18 protein-coding genes are annotated in these 18,504 nt (G+C 73.0%); 8 read left to right on the forward strand and 10 right to left on the reverse strand.

The features are described 5' to 3' along the window. The 6 genes from AB0I15_RS31440 to AB0I15_RS31465 form a co-directional block, all read right to left on the reverse strand. A partial coding sequence (locus AB0I15_RS31440; RefSeq protein ID WP_358102994.1) for a PfkB family carbohydrate kinase occupies positions 1–620 on the reverse strand: 620 nt, incomplete at its 3' end. Beyond that, a complete protein-coding gene (locus AB0I15_RS31445) occupies positions 617–1,165 on the reverse strand; it encodes an SIS domain-containing protein (protein WP_358102997.1) in 549 nt (182 codons plus the stop codon). The genes AB0I15_RS31445 and AB0I15_RS31440, both read right to left, overlap by 4 nt. A gap of 2 nt (positions 1,166–1,167) precedes the next feature. Then, positions 1,168–2,355: a glycosyltransferase gene (locus AB0I15_RS31450; RefSeq protein ID WP_358103000.1), complete on the reverse strand. Its 1,188-nt coding sequence runs from the start codon at positions 2,353–2,355 to the stop codon at positions 1,168–1,170. Continuing rightward, positions 2,352–3,398, reverse strand: coding sequence for a glycosyltransferase family 9 protein (locus AB0I15_RS31455; protein WP_358103003.1), 1,047 nt, complete (start codon positions 3,396–3,398; stop codon positions 2,352–2,354). Before AB0I15_RS31455 ends, AB0I15_RS31450 begins: the two co-directional genes overlap by 4 nt. Beyond that, a complete protein-coding gene (locus AB0I15_RS31460) occupies positions 3,395–4,396 on the reverse strand; it encodes a glycosyltransferase (protein WP_358103005.1) in 1,002 nt (333 codons plus the stop codon). Before AB0I15_RS31460 ends, AB0I15_RS31455 begins: the two co-directional genes overlap by 4 nt. Further along, entirely contained in the window at positions 4,393–6,024 is a 1,632-nt protein-coding gene (locus AB0I15_RS31465) for a carbamoyltransferase C-terminal domain-containing protein (RefSeq protein WP_358103008.1), read from the reverse strand. Before AB0I15_RS31465 ends, AB0I15_RS31460 begins: the two co-directional genes overlap by 4 nt. A gap of 171 nt (positions 6,025–6,195) precedes the next feature. Here AB0I15_RS31465 and AB0I15_RS31470 point away from each other — a divergent pair, with 171 nt between their 5' ends. The 3 genes from AB0I15_RS31470 to AB0I15_RS31480 are packed head-to-tail and all read left to right on the forward strand — an operon-like array spanning position 6,196 to position 8,017. Then, positions 6,196–6,786: an HAD-IIIA family hydrolase gene (locus AB0I15_RS31470; RefSeq protein ID WP_358103011.1), complete on the forward strand. Its 591-nt coding sequence runs from the start codon at positions 6,196–6,198 to the stop codon at positions 6,784–6,786. Beyond that, positions 6,783–7,703 (forward strand): glycosyltransferase, encoded by a 921-nt coding sequence (locus AB0I15_RS31475; RefSeq protein WP_358103014.1) that lies wholly within the window; start codon positions 6,783–6,785, stop codon positions 7,701–7,703. The genes AB0I15_RS31470 and AB0I15_RS31475 overlap by 4 nt, the downstream gene beginning before the upstream one ends. A 35-nt stretch (positions 7,704–7,738) precedes the next feature. Continuing rightward, positions 7,739–8,017: a WhiB family transcriptional regulator gene (locus tag AB0I15_RS31480; RefSeq protein WP_358103017.1), complete on the forward strand. Its 279-nt coding sequence runs from the start codon at positions 7,739–7,741 to the stop codon at positions 8,015–8,017. On the opposite strand, the gene AB0I15_RS31485 is transcribed toward AB0I15_RS31480, so the two are convergent. Continuing rightward, complete coding sequence (locus AB0I15_RS31485) at positions 7,953–8,468, reverse strand: peptide deformylase (RefSeq protein ID WP_358103020.1); 516 nt, start codon at positions 8,466–8,468, stop codon at positions 7,953–7,955. The two genes, AB0I15_RS31480 and AB0I15_RS31485, sit on opposite strands and share 65 nt — an antisense overlap. A 199-nt stretch (positions 8,469–8,667) precedes the next feature. Between AB0I15_RS31485 and AB0I15_RS31490 the strand changes: the two genes are divergently transcribed. Next, positions 8,668–9,834: a uroporphyrinogen-III synthase gene (locus tag AB0I15_RS31490; protein WP_358103023.1), complete on the forward strand. Its 1,167-nt coding sequence runs from the start codon at positions 8,668–8,670 to the stop codon at positions 9,832–9,834. Continuing rightward, the gene (locus AB0I15_RS31495) at positions 9,831–10,562 is read left to right on the forward strand and encodes a CbiX/SirB N-terminal domain-containing protein (protein ID WP_358103026.1); all 732 of its coding nucleotides are present in this window, start codon (positions 9,831–9,833) and stop codon (positions 10,560–10,562) included. The genes AB0I15_RS31490 and AB0I15_RS31495 overlap by 4 nt, the downstream gene beginning before the upstream one ends. A 68-nt stretch (positions 10,563–10,630) precedes the next feature. Here AB0I15_RS31495 and AB0I15_RS31500 read toward each other — a convergent pair whose 3' ends face one another. The 3 genes from AB0I15_RS31500 to AB0I15_RS31510 form a co-directional block, all read right to left on the reverse strand. After that, entirely contained in the window at positions 10,631–11,188 is a 558-nt protein-coding gene (locus AB0I15_RS31500; RefSeq protein WP_358103029.1) for a TetR/AcrR family transcriptional regulator C-terminal domain-containing protein, read from the reverse strand. A 153-nt stretch (positions 11,189–11,341) separates the two neighbouring features. Next, a complete protein-coding gene (locus AB0I15_RS31505; RefSeq protein WP_358103032.1) occupies positions 11,342–12,196 on the reverse strand; it encodes a PAC2 family protein in 855 nt (284 codons plus the stop codon). 771 nt (positions 12,197–12,967) lie between these two features. Further along, a complete protein-coding gene (locus AB0I15_RS31510) occupies positions 12,968–13,429 on the reverse strand; it encodes a universal stress protein (RefSeq protein ID WP_358103035.1) in 462 nt (153 codons plus the stop codon). A 220-nt stretch (positions 13,430–13,649) separates the two neighbouring features. Here AB0I15_RS31510 and metH point away from each other — a divergent pair, with 220 nt between their 5' ends. The 3 genes from metH (at position 13,650) to AB0I15_RS31525 (ending at position 18,434) form a co-directional block, all read left to right on the forward strand. Then, a complete protein-coding gene (metH, locus tag AB0I15_RS31515) occupies positions 13,650–17,114 on the forward strand; it encodes a methionine synthase (protein WP_358103038.1) in 3,465 nt (1,154 codons plus the stop codon). Between the two features lie 40 nt (positions 17,115–17,154). Next, entirely contained in the window at positions 17,155–17,799 is a 645-nt protein-coding gene (locus tag AB0I15_RS31520; protein WP_358103041.1) for an HAD family phosphatase, read from the forward strand. A 107-nt stretch (positions 17,800–17,906) separates the two neighbouring features. Continuing rightward, entirely contained in the window at positions 17,907–18,434 is a 528-nt protein-coding gene (locus tag AB0I15_RS31525; RefSeq protein ID WP_358103044.1) for a cellulose synthase, read from the forward strand. The last annotated feature ends 70 nt before the right edge of the window (positions 18,435–18,504 follow it).

Genomic DNA, 18,504 nt, shown 5'->3' on the forward strand with positions numbered 1-18,504 from the left:
GCCCGCAGCGCCCGCACCAGGCGGCGGGCCGCCTCGTCCGGGCCGTTGCAGCCGGCCGGGCACAGCAGCCTCGCCTCCGCCTCGCTCGGCGTCAGCAGGGCGCAGCCGGGCATCGGCGGCTCGCCCCGGGGGTGCGGGTCCCACACCACCGGGACGGCGCCGTCGCGCAGCAGGTCGCGGGCCATCCTGGCCACGCCCCTGCCGTAGTCGGAGACCAGCACCGCCCCGGCGCTCCCGATCGCCTCCATCGCCTCGGAAGTGGGGGCGTAGCGGGCCACGCCGTCGCCGGTGTCCAGCCTGACCAGGGTCTGGCCGCGTGACCTGATCCTGGTCTTGCGGACGGTGCCGCCGCGCAGCGGCAGCCGTACCAGGTCGAGTTCCTCCGACAGCAGCCCGCACAGGCGGCGGCCGTCGGGGTCGTCGCCGATCGCCGTGATCAGCACGACCTCGGCGCCGTCGCGCGCGGCCAGCAGCGCCGCCAGGCCCGCCCCGCCGGGGCGGGCCTGCTCGGTGGCCACCTGGATCACCGGCACGGGCGCGTCCGGGCAGAGCCGGTCGGCCGCGCCCTCGACGTCCACGTCGAGGAAGGTGTCCCCGATGACCACCAGGCGCGGGCTCACAGCGCCTCCTCCACCGCGTCGCACAACAAGTGGAGCAGGGCGAGATGCACCTCCTGCACGGTGGCCGTCTCCCCGGCGGGTACGGCCACCGCCTCGTCGCAGAGGCCGGCCAGCGGGTTCGGCGCCGGCCCGGTCATGGCCCAGGCCACCAGCCCGGCCTCCTGCGCCGCCCGCGCCGCGGCCAGCACGTTCGCGCTGGTGCCGCTGGTGGACAGGCACAGCAGCACGTCCCCCGCCCGGCCGTGCGCCCGCACCTGGCGGGCGTAGACCTGGTCGGCGCCGAAGTCGTTGGCGATCGCCGTCAGCGACGAGCCGTCGGCGTGCAGCGGGATCGCCGCGTACGGTGGCCTGTCCTCCCTGAACCGGCCGACCAGCTCGGCCGTCAGATGCTGCGCCTCCGCCGCCGAGCCGCCGTTGCCGCAGGCCAGCAGCCTGCCCCCGGCGGCCAGCACGCCGGCCAGCTTCCCACCCCAGGCCCGCACGGCGAGGGCGTGATCGTCCACCTTCTCCAGCGTGTTCCAGAGTTTCTCGAGATGCGCGTCCATGATCAGCCCCCCAGAGCCGCCAGACGGCAGACCTTGCCGTCGATGACCTGCGTGTACACGGCCTCGGTCCGCTCGGCCACGCACGGCCAGCCGTATCGTTCGCGGGCCCGGCGGGCCCCCGCCGCGCCGAGCGCCGCGCGCCGGTCCGGATCCCCGAGCACGGACCTGAGCGCCCTGGCCAGCGCCCGCGGGCGGCGCGGCGGCACGAGGACGCCACAGCCCGCGACCGTGTCCAGGTGGCCGCCGACCGCCGAGGCCACGACCGGCACGCCGCAGGCCATGGCCTCCACCGGCACCATGCCGAACGGCTCGTACCAGGGGACCGTCACCACCACGTCCGCCGAGCGCATGAGCGCGGGCACATGGTGGCGCGGCACGCTGCCGATGACGTGGACGCGGTGGTCGAGCCCGTACGCCCGCGCCAGCTCGCGCAGCCTGTCCGCCTCCTCGTCGTCCGGGCCGCCCCCGGCGATCACCAGGTCGGCGTCGGGAAGCCGGCGCATCGCCGCGATCACGGTGTCCACGCCCTTGCGCGGCACCATCCGGCCGATGCTGAGCACCGTCTTGCGGCCCGTACGCGGCGCCACCGGCCCGTCCGGGCAGAACGCCGACAGGTCCACCCCGCACGGCACGACCGCGATGCGCTGCTCGGGAATCCCCATCGAGCGCAGCTCGCTCACCTCGTCGCTGCAGGTGGCCAGCACGGCGTCGGCCCGCAGCCCGAGCTCGCGCTCGGTGTCGATCCGGTGCGCGGGGCTGGTGTCGGCCTCGCCCTGCCAGCGCCGCTTGACGGTGCCGAGCGCGTGGAACGTCTGCACCACCGGGATCCCGGCGGCGGCGCTGAGTGCCGCCTGCCCGCTCATCCAGAAGTGCGCGTGCACGACGTCCGGCCGGCGCCCGGCCCAGCTCGCGGCCAGCCGTTCGGTGAACTCCGGCATGTACGGCGGCAGGTCGTCCTTCGGCACGGGAACCGCGGGACCGGCCCTGACGTACTCGACCGTGACGCCCGGCGCGAGGCGTACCGAGCCGGGTTGTGACTCTGAGGAGCGCCGCGTGTGGATGACGACCGAATGCCCGCGCTCGGCGAGGGCCACGGCGAGCGCGGCGACGTAGACGTTCTGGCCGCCGGAGTCGACGCCGCCGACCGCCGCCAGCGGATCCGCGTGCTCGGAGATGAGATCGACCTTCACTGAGTCAGCTCCCTCACTGCCTTGACCACCTGCTCACTTGTCACCTGGGACAGGCACGGGTGTCCGGGCACCGGGCAGGTACGCGCCCTGCTGCCGCGGCAGGGCGCCTGCTGGTCGCCGAGCAGTACCGTGGGCACCCGGTACGGGGCCCACCGTGCCGCCGGGACGACGGGGGCGAACAGGCTCACGACCGGCGTGCCGACGGCCGCCGCCAGGTGCGCGGGGCCGGTGTTGCCCGCCACGAGCACGCTGGCACGCTCGATCACGGCGGCCAGTTCCGCGAATGTGGTCACGCCGCCCAGGTCGGCCGCCACATCGCCGGCCACGAAGGCGGTGAGGTCACGCTCTGTGCCGGTCACGACGACCTGATGCCCGTCTCCGGCCAGCTCCCGGACGGTCTGCCGATGCCTCTCGGCAGGCCAGGTCCGGGCGGGGGCCGACGTTCCTGGGTGCACCACGACATACGTGCCTTTGTCGGCATCGGCGCCGACGCCTAGAGAGTGCCCCGTAAATCTCTCTATATCCGGCAATGGCCGCTGAACTGCGAGTTCGCCGTCATCGCCCTCCGGCAGCTCGAACCCGGCCGCCCGGGCGACCGCCAGCATCCGCTCCGCCTCCGGCACGTCGGCGCTCTCGTCCACCCGGTGCCGCACGTCGAGCAGGGAGCCCGGGTAGTCCTCGCTGATCGCCGTGATCCGGCCCACCCCCGCCAGCCTGAGCAGCAGCGCCAGCGGCAGGGCCGACTGGTGGAAGGAGGTGAGGACCACCGCCTCGTCCAGGCCGCCCAGCCGCTCCACCAGGGCGGCGGTCTGCTCCGCGGTGACGGGCGGCGGGGTGTGGTCGATCCACGGCGCCCGCCACTCGATCACGCGGTCCACGCCGGGCAGCAGCTCGGCCGCCGCCCTGCCGTGCGGCCCGGCCAGGAAGACCACCTCGCGGGCCAGCGTCCGTACGGCCCTGACGGCGGGCCCGGCCAGCAGCACGTCCCCGGCGTCGTCGAGCCGCGCCACCAGCACGCGCCCCCGGTCCCGTCGCCCGCTCATCGCCGCACCTTCCACTCGCCCCGGAGCCGGTGCGCGCAGGCGACCGGCGGGATCAGCACGCTGGTGACGGCCATGCGCAGCACCTCGGCCGGATCACGCGGCCCCGGCGCGACCCGCCGCCACGCGAACTCCCCGGTCAGCGCCGCCCACACGAACGCCGCGACCCCCGCCGCCACGACCGGCCCCCGCGCTGCCCGTCCCGCCCGTCCCGGCCCCCACGCTTTTCCGGACGCCCGCGCCTTTCCGGCCGCCCGCACGCCCGCCGCCGCTCCGGCCAGCAGGGCCGCCGCCAGTGCCGCCGTCGTCGCCGCGTGCGTACGCAGCCGCCCCGGCCCGCCGCCGATGGCCTCGCGCCAGCCCGGCCCGTGCAGCCGCCGCATGAGCGCGTCGTCCGCGTTGCCCCGCTGGAAGCGCACACTGGCCCAGAACCCGTCCGGACGCACCGGATGCCGCGTCACCCGCCCGCCCCGCACCAGCCGGTGCCCCGCCAGCGTGGCCCGCAGCGCGAGATCGGCGTCCTCCCGGTACGCCCGGGGGAACCGCTCGTCGAACCCGCCCAGCGACTCCAGCACCGACCGCCGGTAGGCCATGTCGGCCGTCACCCACAGCGCGTCCTCCAGCCCGGCGGTGTTCCGCTCGGCGTCGGTGGGCCGGCGTCCGGCGGGCAGGGGCACCACGATGCGCCCCTGGCTGCCCGCCACGTCGCCGGGCAGGTCCACCAGGTCCTTCCAGACCGCCTCGGCCCATCCGGGCCCCGGGATCACGTCGTCGTCCAGGAACACCACCCACGGCGTGCCGGCGGCCCGCCAGCCGGTGTTCCGCGCCGCGGCGGGCCCCCGGCCGCCCGACCGGACGACGCGTACGTGCCGGGGAAAGGGCCCCAGCGAGGACCCGCGCCGGCGATCGTCCACCACGATCACCGGCGTGCCCGGCCCGACGGCCGCCAGCGTGTCGCGCAGGGTGCGCCGCCCGATCGTCGGGACCACCACGGTGATCACGACGCGAACACCTCCCCGCGCCGCACCAGGTACGGCCCCAGCGCCAGCACGTCCACCGGCGAGGAGCCGAAGCACTCCAGCGCGTCCCGGGGATCGTCCACCATGGGCCGCCCCGCCGTGTTGAGGCTCGTGTTGACCACCACCGGCAGCCCCGTGCGCGCCTCGAACGCGCTCAGCACCCGCGCCATCAGCGGCTCCGTCACGGGCGAGACCGTCTGGACGCGCGCGGTCCCGTCCACGTGCACCACCGCCGGAATGCGCGCCGCCCAGTCCGGCCGCACGTCGTGCACGAACAGCATGTACGGCGACGGCACCGGCCCCCGCCCGAAGAGCTCCGCGGCCCGCGACTCCAGCACCATCGGAGCGATGGGCCGGAACTGCTCGCGCCCCTTGACGTCGTTCAGCCGCTCGGTGTTGCGCGCGTGGCCCGGATGCGCCAGCAGCGACCGCCGCCCGAGCGCCCGGGGCCCGTACTCGGAGCGCCCCTGGAACCAGGCCACGATCCGGTCGGCGGCCAGCTCGGCGGCCACGGCGGCGGCCAGGTCGGCGGGGCGGGTGTGCGGCACGCGGGCCACGTCCAGCCAGGCGCCCAGCTCCTCGTCGGTGAAGCCGCGCCCGAGCGCCGCCCCCGGCATGGGCGCGGCCGGCTCGCCGTACGCCTGCGCCAGATGCAGCGCCCCGCCCAGCGCGGTGCCCGAGTCGCCGGCGGCCGGCTGCACCCACAGCTCGTCGAACGGCCCCTCGTCCAGCAGCCGGGTGTTGGCCACGCAGTTGAGCGCCACGCCGCCGGCCAGCGCGAGCCGCCGCTCACCGGTGCGCTCGTGCAGCCAGCGCACGAGCTCCAGCAGCACCTCCTCCAGCCGGGCCTGCACGCTGGCGGCCAGGTCGGCGTGGTCGGAGGTCCACTCGGCGCCCTTCGGCAGGGCCTTGGCGTAGCCGTTCCAGTCGACCGGCTCGACCCGGAAGCCGCCGTCTCCGGTCGTGTGGACGACCTCGCGCAGCGCCTCCAGGTGGCGGGGCCGGCCGTAGGAGGCCATCGCCATGACCTTGTACTCGTCGCTGGAGCGCAGGAAGCCCAGGTGCTCGGTGACGTCCTCGTACATGAGGCCGAGCGAGTGCGGCAGCTCCTGCGTGGCCAGCACCTCCAGCTCGCCGCCCCGGTAGCGGCCCGCCAGGTGGGAGACGTTCTCGCCGCGGCCGTCGCACACCAGCACCGCGCAGTCGCGCCAGGGCGAGGCCAGGCCCGCCGAGGCGGCGTGGGCGACGTGGTGCGGCACGTACGAGACCCGGCCCGGGTCCAGGCCCGGCAGGGCCGTGGACAGGAACGCCGGGGCGCGGAGCGCGTACCTGGTGCGCAGGTCCTCCCAGTCGCCGTCCGGCCTCCCCACCACCAGCGACGGGTCGTAGGAGTAGGCCACCGCGTCGATGTCCTCGGGGGACAGGCCCGCCTCGCGCAGGCACCACGCGGCGGCCTGCTCGGGCAGCTCCCAGGCGGAGAACGCCAGCGGCCGCTTGCCGTGCTTGCGCCGGCTGAAGCGCTCCTCCTCAGCCGCGGCCACGATCTTCCCGTCGACCACCAGGGCGGCGGCCGGGTCGTGGAAGATCGCGTTGATGCCGAGAAATCTCATGCTTCCTCCCCCAAGGATGTGGGAGACCGCTACCGAGAGAAGCGGTGCTCAAACCTTCCCCATCTCTCCGAGGTGCGGAAACACGCAAAGAAGCTGGAAAACAGTCACTCTAAGTAGTTGTTTGCCGGTTCGGCGCCCGGGTAGCTGCCCGGCACGCGACGGAGGTGAGCGGTGTTCGAAAAGCGACGCCCCGGTGCCGTGCTCTTCGACCGGGACGGGACCTTGATCAGGGACGTGCCGTACAACGGCGATCCGAACCTCGTCGAGCCCATGCCCGGCGCCGTCGAGGCGCTGGGCCGCCTCAGACAGGCCGACGTGCCGCTGGCCGTGGTCACCAATCAGTCCGGCGTCGCCAAGGGCCTGCTGTCCGCCGACGAGATGGACCAGGTGAACGCCAAGGTCGAGGAGCTGCTCGGGCCGTTCGACGCGTGGGCGATCTGCGTGCACGACGACGCCGACGGCTGCACCTGCCGCAAACCGGCGCCCGGCCTCGTGATCAGGGCCGCCGCCGTGCTCGACGTCAGCCCCCGCGACTGCGTGGTCGTGGGCGACATCGGCAGGGACATGGAGGCGGCCAGGGCCGCCGGGGCCCGGGGGATCCTGGTCCCCACCCCGCAGACGCTGCGGGTGGAGATCCAGGAGGCCGCCGAGGTCGCCGACGACCTGACCGACGTCGTGGACCGCGTCCTCAGCGACGCCGAGGGGCCGGTGCCGGCCGTGTCGGCCCCCTGGGCCCGCGCGATGGGCTGGAGCCGCTGGTGAGGGTCCTCCTCTGGCACGTGCACGGCTCATGGACCAACGCGTTCGTCAGGGGAGGCCACGAGTACGTGCTCCCGGTAGTCCCCGGTCGTGGTCCCGACGGCCGGGGGCGCGCGGACACCTACGACTGGCCCGCGAGCGCCCGCGAGGTGCCGTGGGACCGGCTGCGCCACGAGCCCGTGGACGTCGTCGTGCACCAGCGGCCGCACGAGATCGGCCTGGCCCGCGACTGGCTGGGCCGCGACGTCCCGGCCGTGTACGTCGAGCACAACACCCCGGCGGGGGACGTGCCCCGCACCCGCCACCCGCTGGCGGACCGGAGCGACGTCAGGCTCGTGCACGTCACCCACTTCAACGAGCTGTACTGGGACAACGGCAAGGCGCCCACCCGCGTCATCGAGCACGGCGTCCCCGACCCGGGCCACCTGTACACGGGAGAGCTGCCCCGCGCGGGCGTCGTGGTCAACGAGCCGGTGCGCCGCACCCGGGTCGCCGGGACCGACCTGCTGCCCCGCTTCGCCGAGCGGGTGCCCCTCGACGTGTTCGGGATGAAGGTGGACGGGCTGCCGTACGGCACCTACGAGGACCTGCCCCAGCACGTCATGCACACCGAGCTGGCCCGCCGCCGCGTCTACCTGCACCCCTACCGCTGGACCTCGCTCGGGCTGGCCCTCGTCGAGGCCATGACGCTCGGTCTGCCCGTGGTCGCGCTGGCGGCCACCGAGGCGATCGAGGCCGTCCCGCCGGAGGCCGGCGTGCTGTCCACGAAGGTCCACGTGCTGGCCGACGCGCTGCATGCGTTCGCCGGGGATCCCGAGCGCGCGGCCCAGGCGGGCAAGGCCGCCCGGGCGGCGGCGCTGGCCCGCTACGGGCTCGGCAGGTTCCTGTCCGATTGGGATCGGCTGCTCGGCGAGGTATGACCTGCGGAATCTGGGTAGGCGCCAGGAGCATGATGATGCTCGACTGGACCCGCAGGGCCGCCTGCCTCGACCTGGACCCGGAATTGTTCTTCCCCATCTCCATGGAGGGGCCGAGCCAGTCGCAGGTCGAGGAGGCCAAACAGGTGTGCGGCGGCTGCCCGGTGCGTGAGCCGTGCCTGGCGTACGCGCTCGGCACGCGGCAGGCCTACGGCGTGTGGGGCGGCACGGACCCCGCCCAGCGGCGGGAGCTCAGCCCGCCGTCAGAGCCTCGGCGAGAAACCGTTCGCGCTCGCCCGCTTCGAGGTGGTCACTGAACAGCACGCCGTCGAGGTGATCGACCTCGTGCTGCAGCACTCTGGCCAGCATGCCCAGCGCCCGCACGGTCACCGGTTTGCCGAACATGTCGCGGCCACGCGCCGTGACCATGTAGGACCGTTCCAGTGGCCACCACAGGCCGGGCGCCGACAGGCACGCCTCATCGGCGGTGACGCGCCGCGCCGACAGCTCCAGGCGGGGATTGACCAGGTGGCCCGACTTGCCGTCGTAGGAGTAGACCACCACCCGCACCGGCTCGCCGATCTGCGGAGCCGCGAGACCGGCCCGCCCGGCCCCCGCCCGCATCGTGGCGGTCAGGGACTTGACCAGCCGCCGCAGCTCCCGGTCGAAATCCTGGACCGGAGCCGCCACCGATCGCAGCACCGGGTCGTCGAACACGCGAATAGGCCGGACCGTCACCCGCAACTCCCCGATAGGCGGCGTCGTCACGGTGAACGTTTCCCCTGAGCGCGCCCGGCCAACCGCGAAGGCCCTGCCTTGTAGCACAGCGGTAACAGAAGAGACCCAGAGGCGAAACCACCCGAAAGCAGTATCGGAGGGTGTTCTCACTTGCGTCACACGCGCCTGTGATGCCTGGCCGGGTGCTCGGGGCCCGGCCAGGCATCCCCGACTATCTGGAGGTGCACGCATGACCGCACTTCCCCATGAGGGCGGATCTCCCCCGGAGACGGCGCCCGACGCCCTGGCGGGCTTCACCATCGGCGTGACCGCGACCAGGCGGCGCGAGGAGTTCGGCGCGCTGCTGGAGCGCCGCGGCGCCCGTGTGGTCAGCGCCCCCGCGATCCGGCTCGTGCCCCTCGCCGAGGACACCGACCTGCTCGCCGCCACCCGGCTCAGCCTGGAGCGGCCGCTCGACGACGTCGTCGTCACCACCGGTGTCGGCTTCCGCGGCTGGATGGCCGCCGCCGAGGGCTGGGGCCTGTCCGGCGACCTGGGCGAGCACCTGTCCAAGTCGCGCCTGCTCACCCGCGGCCCCAAGGCCAGGGGCGCGGTGCGCGCCGCCGGGCTGAACGACCACTGGACGCCCGCGACCGAGTCGTGCGAGGAGGTCAAGCAGTACCTGCTGGAGCAGGACCTGCGGGGGCGGCGCATCGCGGTGCAGCAGCACGGCGAGCCGCTCGGCGAGTTCGTGGCCGACCTGCGCGGGGCCGGGGCCGAGGTGATCGAGATCCCGGTCTACCGGTGGCTGCCGTACCGGGACATCTCGCCGCTGCGCCGCCTGATCAGCCAGACGATCTCCGGCTCGGTCGACGCCGTGGCCTTCACCAGCGCCCCCGCCGTGCACGCCATGCTGGGCGCGGCCCGGGCCGAAGGGCTGGAGGAGGCGCTGCTGGCGGCGTTCAGCGGCCCGGTCGTGGCCGCCTGCGTGGGGCCCGTCACCGCCGACCCGCTGACCTCGCGCGGCGTGCCGACGCTGCAGCCCGACCGCTCGCGGCTCGGCGCGCTGGCCCGCGCCCTGGCCAGGCACCTGCCCGAGCACGGCGTCACCCGGCTCGTGGCCGGTGATCACCGGCTGGAGATCCGCGGTCACGCCGTGGTCGTCGACGGGGAGCTGCGGCCGCTGCCGCCGGCGCCGATGGCGGTGCTCAAACGGCTGGCCGACAAGCCGGGGCACGTGGTGTCCCGGGCCGATCTGCGTACCGTGCTGCCGGGCAGCGTCGCCCGCGACTCCGCCGAGCACGCCGTCGAGATGGCCATCACCCGGCTGCGCCGCGCCCTCGGGCCGAGCGGGATCGTCGAGACGGTGGTCAAGCGCGGTTACCGGCTCGCCTGCCTCTACGAGGCGGGCCTGTGACGCCCTCGCTCGTCCTGGCCGCGCACGGCACGCGCAGCACGGCGGGGGAGCGGACCCTGTCCGCCCTGGCCGAGACCGTCAGAGGGGCCCGGCCGGGGCAGCGGGTGGAGCTGAGCTACCTCGAGATCAGCTCACCCCCGCTGTCGGAGGTGCTGCCCGCGGTCCGCGGTCCCGTGGTCGTCGTGCCGCTCCTGCTGGCCGGCGGCTACCACGTCCACATCGACCTGCCCGAGGTCATCGCCGAGCACCGTCCCGACGCGGTGGTGGCCGGATGGCTGGGGCCGCACCGGCTGCTGACCTCCGCGCTGGCGCGCAAGCTGGACCGCGCCGGGCTGCGCTCCACGGACGCGGTCGTGCTCGGCGCGGCGGGCTCCTCGGACCCGTCGGCCCTGGCCGACGTACGCGCCGCGGCCCACCGGCTCGCCGTGCGCCTGGCCCGCCCGGTGACCGCCGCCTTCGCCTCGGCCGGGGCGCCGTCCCTGGAGGAGGCCATGGAACGGCTGGCCTCGACCCCGGCCGCGCGGGTGGCGATCGCCTCGTACGTGCTCGCGCCCGGCTTCTTCCACGACCGGCTGGCCACGGCCGGCGCGGACCTGGTCAGCGAGCCCCTGGGCGCGGACCCGGACGTGGCGGCGCTGATCTGGCACCGCTACGACGAGGCACTGCACCGAAGCCGCGCCGCCGTACCGGACCCCCGGATCCTGCGCACCGGCGCCCGCCAGGCGTGAACGCCTGTTGCGCAGCGCTGCCGTCAGACGTGCACCATGCACGTGCACCTGTGCGGCAGCGCTGCCCGTCAGGCGTGGACCATGGGTTCCAGGCGTAGCTCGCGCACGATCTCCCGTGCGCTGGCCTCGCGCGTGGGCCCGCTGTCGGCGCCGATGAACATCTCGATGTAGGCCCGGTGGAAACAGCCCGCGACCAGCAGTCGCGCGCTCGCCTCCGGGTCCACGTCGGGACGTATTCGTCCCAGTTGCTGCTCGGCCGCCAGGTAGGCGGCCAGCGGCGCGATCTCCTCGCGCGGCCCGAGGCCGGTGTCACGGATGGCCTCGCGGAATCGGACCGTCACGGTGGGGGAGGTGAACGCGGGCAGCGCCGCGCCCTGAACCTCGAGGTAATAGTCAATCCCGGCTTGCGCCACCGGGAGAAGATTGTCGGAAACAGACCCTTTTCCGGAGCGATGAGAGAGCTCGTGCAGAATGCTGAGCCAGAGGGGGAGCCGGTCCTGCAGCAGGGCGAGGTAGTGGTCCACCGAGCCGCCGTTGCGGTCTTCCCGGAGCGAGACGGCCATCTCCAGGATGCGCCGCCTGGTGTCCTGGCTCCTCTGGTGCGGATCTACGTGTGAAGTCGCCATGGCGTGCCTAACGTGCGCGGTCAGTTGAGTAGGCATCACATGCGAAGCCGAGGGTGTCTGGGTTAGATCTGGGGTCCCAACTTGGTGCAATCTTGTACGGTCACCGATTATTACCCGAAACCACAGAAATTTGCGGGATTTAACGCCTGAGGGTTAGCTGTCAGTGTCGCGGTCGCGGCGCCGCAGATAGCGCTCGAACTCGGCCGCGATCGCGTCGCCACTGGCCTCGGGCAACTCGGCGGCGTCCTTGCGCTCCTCGAGCTCCTTGACGTATTCGGCCACCTCGGTGTCCTGCGAGGCCAGCTCGTCGACGCCGCGCTCCCAGGCGCGCGCCTCCTCGTCGAGATCGCCCAGCGGCATGGGGATCTCCAGCACGTCTTCCAGGCGGCGCAGCAGCGCCAGCGTGGCCTTGGGGTTGGGCGGCTGGGCGACGTAGTGGGGCACCGAGGCCCACAGCGAGACGGCGTCGAGCCCGGCCTCGCCGAACGCGTGCTGCAGCACCCCCACGATGCCCGTCGGGCCCTCGTAGCGGCTCAGCTCCAGATTGGTCGAACGGGCCAGCTCGAGATCGGTCGCGCCGCCGAGGATGGGCACGGGCCGGGTGTGCGGGGAGTCGTTGAGCAGGGCGCCCAGCATGACGGCCAGGTCGACGCCCAGCTTGCGGCAGATGAGGATGATGTCGGCGCAGAACGAGCGCCAGCGCATGTTGGGCTCGATGCCGCGCAGCAGCACCACGTCGCGCTCCAGGCCCGGCGGCCGGGCGCGCAGCAGCCGCGTCGTGGGCCACACGATCGACCGGGTCAGCCCGTCGGTCATCTCCACCACGGGCCGCGTCACCTGGAAGTCGTAGTAGTCGTCGGGGTCGAGCGCGATGAGCGGCTCGGCCTTCCATGCCGACTCGAGATGGGCGATCACACCGCTGGAGGCCTCGCCCGCGTCGTTCCACCCCTCGAACGCGGCAATGAGCACCGGGTCGACGAGCTCGGGGAGCCCTTCGAGCTCTGTCACGTGTCGCCTCCTCTCTCCATCGTCCCGCTAAGCCTATGCGGTCGGGGGCCGTCAGCGTCACGGATCTCCCGCCGAACCCACCAGGCCCCCCTCCCACGGCCACAGGCGGTGTAGGGGGAGCACGAGCAGGCCACCAGCTTGAATCCCCACCCCCAACCACCCCCACACCCAGCCCCACTCACGACCACACGCACACCACACCCCCATCACCACCCCCACCCCCCACCCCCGACCACCCCCACCCTCACCTACGGCCCCATGCACACCGCCATCCACCCCACCGCCTCCATCACGCCCACAACCCCCGCCTGAACACCACCACCGCCCCCTTCCTCAGTTCACTCGGCCCCTTCCTCAGACGCCCGGCCCCCTCGTCCCACGCCCAGCCCCCTTTCTCGGGCGCCCGGCCTCCTTGCCCCGCACGCAGCCCCTGGGCTCGCGCTTGGCCGTTCCGGGGCGGGTCGGTCCGTGCCCGGCCGGGCTGGTCGGCACCCAGGCGGGTCCGAGTCCGGACCTGGTCGGGTCTGTCCCCGGCCTGGTCGGGTGGCCCGCATGCTCGGCTTGGCTTGCTCGGCCGCGTGTGCGGTGATTCGCACGCTTTGATTCACGCGCTCGGGCGCCTGCGCGGGCCCGCGTGTGTGCGTGCGCGCGCGAGCGCACGGACGCGTACGCGGGGAACGGGCTCGGGCGCGCACGTGACGCGGTCCCGGGTGCGTCCGCGAGGCAGGACCGGCGCGAACCCGGGCGTGTACGTGAGGGTGCGAGCCGTCGTCAGCAGCGTCCGCCGTCCGTCGTGTGCACGATCAGTACGTCGCACGAGGCCCGATGCGTGACCGTGGAAGGCACCGACCCCAGCAGCCGCCCCGCCAGGCTGTTGAGCCCCCGGTTGCCCACCACCAGCAGGTCGGCCCGGTGCCGGGCGGCCAGGGAGATCAGCACGTCCACCGCCTCCCCCTGCTCGGCCGACAGGACCACGTCCGCCGCACCCGCCGCCACGGCGTGCTCGCGCGCCGCCCGTAAGGCGTCGTCCGCCGGAGTGGACCCGCTCACCTTGTACGCCAGCTCCCCCAGCCGCTCGGCGGCCGCGGCCCGCTCGCTCCCTCTCATGGGCAGGTAGGCGCAGGCCAGCACGAGCGTGGACCCGGTCGCAGCGGCCAGGGACGCCGCCGCCGAGACGGCACGGAAGGAGGAGGGCGACCCGTCGGTGCCGACGAGCACGGTGCGGTAGGCCATGGAGCCCCCAATTGGACGCGAAGTTCAATTGCTGCCCGACACCCTAACGCCCACCCCCGCCCCCGGTAAGCCCGCCCCCGCAAGCGCGCCCCGCAAACCCGCGCCCGCCGTACCCGCCCGCCGTACGCGCAGGGCGGAACGGGCAGTTGGGCGTGCCTGCCGATTCACGCGCCCCCCGCGCACGACCAGCGCTCGAACCGCACCCGATAAGCTCTACCCCATGAGCATCTCCCCGTCCTTCCGAGAAGTGTTGTCCCAGCGCGTCGTCGTGGCCGACGGGGCGATGGGCACGATGCTTCAGGCCCAGGACCCGACGCTCGACGACTTCCACGGTCACGAGGGCTGCAACGAGGTGCTCAACGTCACCCGCCCCGACATCGTGCGCGGCGTCCACGACGCCTACTTCGCCGTCGGCGTCGACTGCGTGGAGACCAACACCTTCGGCGCGAACCTGGCGGCCCTCGGCGAATACGACATCTCCGATCGTGTCTTCGAATACTCGGAGGCGGGCGCCAGGATCGCCCGCGAGGCCGCCGACCACTGGTCCACGCCCGACCAGCCGCGCTTCGTGCTCGGCTCGATGGGCCCGGGCACCAAGCTGCCCACGCTCGGCCACCTGCCCTACGCCACGCTGCGCGACGCCTACCGCGACAACGCCGCGGGCCTGATCGCCGGCGGCGCCGACGCGCTGATCATCGAGACCTGTCAGGACCTGCTGCAGGTCAAGGCCGCCGTCGTCGGCTCCAGGCGGGCCATCGAGGCGTCGGGCCGCGACGTGCCGATCATCGCGCAGGTGACGATCGAGACCAACGGCGCGATGCTGCTCGGCTCCGAGATCGGCGCCGCCCTGACCGCGATCGAGCCGCTCGGCGTCGACGTCGTCGGCCTCAACTGCGCGACCGGCCCCGCCGAGATGAGCGAGCACCTGCGCTATCTCGCCCGCCACTCGCGGCTCAGGCTGTCCTGCATGCCCAACGCGGGCCTGCCGGTGCTGACCGCCGACGGGGCGTACTATCCGCTGTCGGCCGAAGAGCTGGCCGGCGCGCACGAGACCTTCACCCGCGACTACGGGCTGTCCCTGGTCGGCGGCTGCTGCGGCACCACGCCCGAGCACCTGCGCCAGGTCGTCGAGCAGGTCCGCGGCAAGCAGGTGGCGCGCCGCCGCCCGCACCCGGAGCCGGGCGCCTCCTCGCTCTACCAGACCGTCCCGTTCCGCCAGGACACCTCCTACCTGGCCATCGGCGAGCGCTGCAACACCAACGGCTCCAAGGCCTTCCGCGAGGCCATGCTGGAGGGCCGCTGGGACGACTGCGTCGAGACGGCCCGCGACCAGGCCCGCGACGGCGCCCACATGCTCGACCTGTGCGTCGACTACGTCGGCCGCGACGGCGTGGCCGACATGAAGGAGCTGGCCTTCCGTTTCGCCACCGCCTCCACGCTGCCGATCATGCTCGACTCGACCGAGCCCGCGGTGCTGGGGGCCGGCCTCGAGATGCTGGGCGGGCGCGCCGCGGTCAACTCCGTCAACTACGAGGACGGCGACGGCCCCGACTCCCGCTTCCAGAAGATCATGCGGCTGGTGAGCGAGCACGGCGCGGCCGTCGTGGCCCTGACGATCGACGAGGAGGGCCAGGCCCGCACCGCCGACTGGAAGGTGCGCGTGGCCTCCCGCCTGATCGAGGACCTGACGACCAACTGGGGCATGCGGGTCGAGGACATCATCGTCGACTGCCTCACCTTCCCCATCGCCACCGGCCAGGAGGAGACCAGGCGCGACGGCGTGGAGACCATCGAGGCCATCCGCGAGCTCAAGCGCCGCCACCCGAGCGTGCAGACCACGCTGGGCCTGTCCAACATCAGCTTCGGCCTCAACCCGGCCGCCCGCATGGTGCTCAACTCGGTGTTCCTCAACGAGTGCGTCAACGCCGGGCTCGACTCCGCCATCGTGCACGCCTCCAAGATCCTGCCGATGGCCCGCATCCCCGACGAGCAGCGCCAGGTCGCGCTCGACATGGTCTACGACCGCCGCCGCGAGGGCTACGACCCGCTGCAGCGGTTCATGGACCTGTTCGAGGGCGTCGACGCCGCCGCCATGCGCGCCGGCAAGGCCGAGGAGCTGGCCGCGCTGCCGCTGTGGGAGCGGCTCAAGCGGCGCATCATCGACGGGGAGAAGAAGGGCCTGGAGGCCGACCTCGACACCGCGCTCGACCAGCGGCCGGCCCTGGAGATCATCAACGACGTGCTGCTCGACGGCATGAAGACCGTCGGCGAGCTGTTCGGCTCCGGGCAGATGCAGCTCCCGTTCGTGCTGCAGTCGGCCGAGGTGATGAAGTCCGCCGTCGCCTACCTCGAGCCCCACATGGACCGCGTCGAGGGCGAGACCAAGGGCCGCATTGTGCTGGCGACGGTCAAGGGCGACGTCCACGACATCGGCAAGAACCTCGTCGACATCATCCTGTCCAACAACGGCTACCAGGTCGTCAACCTCGGCATCAAGCAGCCGGTCTCGGCCATCCTGGAGGCCGCCGACGAGCAGAAGGCCGACGTCATCGGCATGTCCGGGCTGCTGGTGAAGTCGACGGTCATCATGAAGGAGAACCTGGAGGAGATGAACTCCAGGGGCCTGTCGGAGCGCTACCCGGTGCTGCTGGGCGGCGCCGCCCTGACCCGGGCCTACGTCGAGCAGGACCTGGCCGGGCTGTTCGAGGGCGAGGTGCGCTACGCGCGCGACGCGTTCGAGGGGCTGCGGCTGATGGACGCGTTCATGGCCGTCAAGCGCGGCGTGGCGGGCGCGACGCTGCCGCCGCTGCGCGAGCGGCGCGTCAAGACCGGCGCGGTGCTGCAGCGCACGCCCGTCGAGCAGTTGCCGGCCCGCTCCGACGTGGTCGCCGACAACCCGGTGCCGAACGCGCCCTTCGCCGGCGACCGCGTCGTCAAGGGCATCTCGCTGGCCGAATACTCCGCCTTCCTCGACGAGCGGGCGCTGTTCCTCGGCCAGTGGGGCCTCAAGCCCACCAGGGGCGGCGACGGGCCCGGCTACGACGAGCTGGTCGAGACCGAGGGCCGGCCGCGGCTGCGCATGTGGCTGGAGCGCATGCAGACCGAGGGCCTGCTGGAGGCGGCCGTCGTCTACGGCTACTTCCCGTGCGTCTCCGACGGCGACTCGCTGATCATCCTCGGCGACGACGGCAACGAGCGCACCCGCTTCACCTTCCCGCGCCAGCGCCGCGACCGCCACCTGTGCCTGTCCGACTTCTTCCGTGCCAAGGACTCCGGCGAGGTCGACGTGGTCGGCTTCCAGGTGGCCACCATGGGCTCGAAGATCTCCGACGCCACGGCCGAGCTGTTCGCCAAGGACGCCTACCGCGACTATCTCGAGCTGCACGGCCTGTCGGTGCAGCTCACCGAGGCGCTGGCCGAATACTGGCACGCCCGGGTGCGCTCGGAGTGGGGGATCGGCGGCGAGGAGTCGCTCGACGACATGCTCAAGGTCAACATCCAGGGCTGCCGCTACTCCTTCGGCTACCCGGCCTGCCCCAACCTGGAGGACCAGAAGCAGCTCTTCGAGCTGCTCGACCCCGAGCGCATCGGGGTGACACTGTCGGAGGAGTTCCAGCTCCACCCCGAGCAGGCCACCTCAGCGCTGGTCGCCCACCACCCGGAGGCCAAATACTTCAACGTCTGACACGCGGGCGGGCCACGAACGGACGATACGGGGGCGGAGCATGGAAGCGGTCTTCTTCGACATGGACGGGCTGCTGGTCGACAGCGAGCGCGTCTGGCTGACGATCGAGACCGAGGTGATGGCCAGGCTGGGCGCCGAATGGACGCCCGAGCACCAGGCCCACCTGGTCGGCGGGTCCATGGAACGCACGGTCGGCTACATGCTGGCCGTGTCGGGCGCCGACGTCCCTCCTGAGACGGTCCAGGAGTGGATGGTGACCGGAATGGTGGCGCGGCTGTCCGGCGGCGTGCGCGTGCTGCCGGGCGCCTCCGAGCTGCTCGACGCCCTGCGCGACGAGGGCGTGCCCGTGGGGCTGGTCACCTCCTCGCTCAAGGAGATCGCCGACGCCGTGCTCAAGGGCGTCGGCCGAGACCGCTTCGACCTCGTGGTCACCGCCGACGACGTGACGCGGACCAAGCCGGACCCGGAGCCCTACCTGACGGCCGCGCGGCTGCTCGGGGTCGAGCCGGTCCGCTGCGTCGTGCTCGAAGACTCTCCCAACGGCGTGGCGGCCGCCACCGCCGCCGGTTGCGCGGTGGTCGCCGTGCCCAGCCTGCTGCCCATCGAACCGGCCCCCGGCCGCCGGGTCGTCGCGTCCCTGACGGAGATCGGGGTCGCCGACCTGAGGGCGCTGCTGCCCGGCTGAGGGTTTCGTCCCCGTTCCCCTAAGGGAAAAGTGGTTCTCACGGAGGAGGCGAGTACGCCTTCGCGTGCCAGGATGGAGACAAAAGCCACGACAAGGGGGACGACTCTATGGAGACTTTTGGCGCGATCGCCTGGCTGCCGCTGTGCGCCGGAGTGAGCATCGCCGGCCTGGTGCTCGCCTTCCTGGCCTTCAGGCGCAGGGGAGCGGCGGCGGGCATGAGAGTGACGGCGTGGGCGCTGCTGCCGATCGCCGCCTATCTGACCGGGGCCCTGCAAGCGCTGTGGACCATCGGCACCACCGTGGTCGGCTTCGTGACCAGCCTGGTGTTCAACCCGAGCGTCTGGATAGGCGTGGCGGTGGCCGGGTTGTCGGTGGTGCTGTTCGTCGCGTCGGGGTTCCTGCGCGGCAGGAAACTGGCCGGTGTCAGGAAGGGCGGCAGGAAGAAGGCCGCCGCGGGCGACACGCCCGAGCAGGCCACCCAGCAGACGCCGCGCAAGCCCGCCCAGCAGGCCGCGGGCAGGCCCGCCGCCACGACCGCTCCGCAGCAGCCCGCCGTGACCTCGAAGAAGGCCGGCAAGGGCGACGACGACTTCTCCGACATCGAAGAACTGCTGAAGCGCAGGGGCATCAGTTGAACCGGATGGCGTGGAGACTGTGTCACGGTTCTGAGACGTAACCGGGACGCGCCCTAGACATTCCATTCAA

The organism is Nonomuraea sp. NPDC050643 (assembly GCF_040654715.1).
GTDB lineage: Bacteria > Actinomycetota > Actinomycetes > Streptosporangiales > Streptosporangiaceae > Nonomuraea.